1 protein-coding gene is annotated in these 1,658 nt (G+C 42.2%); it reads right to left on the bottom strand.

The features are described 5' to 3' along the window. Positions 1-20: 20 nt before the first annotated feature. Positions 21-1,592 (bottom strand): AbgT family transporter, encoded by a 1,572-nt coding sequence (locus JK188_RS17305; RefSeq protein ID WP_211886993.1) that lies wholly within the window; start codon positions 1,590-1,592, stop codon positions 21-23. Positions 1,593-1,658 lie beyond the last annotated feature (66 nt).

The following is a 1,658-nucleotide window of genomic DNA, read 5'->3' as shown; positions in this document are numbered from 1 at the left end:
CTTATAAATTAATTATTAGATTAACTTCCAGGAGTAAAATAAATTGGTGATCCAGGTCCTACCGGTAGTCCCAAAATAAATACCCAAATAATAAAGAACAGAGACCAACCAATAAAGAAAATAATCGAGTATGGCAACATCATTGAAACCAGAGTACCAATCCCTGCATCTTTCTTATACTTGACGACAATGGCCATAATTAAGCCAAAATAGCTCATCATTGGCGTAATAATATTGGTCACTGAATCACCAATACGATAAGCCGCTTGGATAGTTTCAGGGGAATAGCCTGCCAACATTAACATTGGTACAAATATCGGTGCTGTCACAGCCCATTGAGCCGAAGCAGAGCCGATCATCAAGTTAATAAAGGCACAAATCAGAATAAAGCCAACAAATAATATTCCACCATGTAGGTCGATACTATTTAAGAAATTAGCACCTTTGACCGCAATCACTTGACCAATGTTGGTCCAGCCAAAGAATGCAACGAACTGTGCCGCAAAGAAAATGATGACTAAATAGAGACCTAAAGTGCTCATTGCGCTTGCCATCGCATCAACCACATCTTTGTCGCTACGCATGGTTTTTGCAATATAGCCGTAAACAATCCCTGGAACTGCAAAGAAAATAAAGATAAACACCACGATTGCTTTTAAGAAAGGTGAATTACTCACTAACCCAGTTTCTTGGTTACGTAAAATTCCACTTTCCGGCACCACCATTAAGGCTAATATTGCCGCTAATCCCCAAAAAGTCACCGATGCCCAGAACAGCGCTTTTTTCTCAAGTGGCGTCACTTCGGCTGAGGCGCGGAGTTTATCTTCATCTTCATCGACACCACCGCCCTGATAAGGACCTAACTGCGGCTCAACAATTTTCTCTGTGATGAAATAACCCAAGATAGTGATCAAGAAAGTACTGGCAAACATAAAGTACCAGTTTGCTTCTGCCCCGACGATATAGGTAGGGTCAATAATTCGAGCGGCTTGCTGAGTGATCCCTGACAGTAACGGATCCACTGTTCCTAATAGTAAGTTCGCTGAATATCCACCGGATACCCCTGCAAATGCAGCAGCAAGCCCAGCTAATGGATGGCGACCTAATGAATGGAAAATGATCGCAGCCAGTGGTATCAATACCACATACCCGAGTTCTGCCGCGGTATTAGACATAATCCCAGCAAAAACAATCGCAACGGTGGTTAATTTACGAGGTGCTTTGATAACAATCAGACGCATTGCCGCTGATAATAAACCGGCACGTTCTGCGATCCCTACCCCTAAAAGGGCAACTAATACCGTGCCAAGAGGCGCAAATCCAGTAAAGTTGGTGACCACATTAGACAGAATTTTACGAATACCTTCAGCATCTAACAGGCTAACAATATGAATGATTCCGTCTTCAGCACGACCTTTCGCACCCTCGGGGCGAGGATCTGGTACGCTAATGCCAAAATACTGACCAACGGCGGAAGAGACTAATAAAATCCCAATTAAGATAATGAATAGAATAACAGGATGTGGCAGAGCATTTCCCAGCCATTCAACCGTTCGTAAAAAACGGCTACCCTCTTGTTTTTTTTGTTCCATATATTCTCCTTATAAACAAGAGAAATGAACATTACACAATGTTTTTCTCTTCACCTAATTACAAGC

Source organism: Providencia sp. JGM181 (assembly GCF_018257375.1).
GTDB lineage: Bacteria > Pseudomonadota > Gammaproteobacteria > Enterobacterales > Enterobacteriaceae > Providencia > Providencia lanzhouensis.
This window is presented reverse-complemented; position numbering and strand designations above follow the sequence as displayed.

Bases quoted from the DNA above. Each gene is read 5' to 3' on its own strand.
- JK188_RS17305 (WP_211886993.1), bottom strand. From the start codon at position 1,592: ATGGAACAAAAAAAACAAGAGGGTAGCCGTTTTTTACGAACGGTTGAA.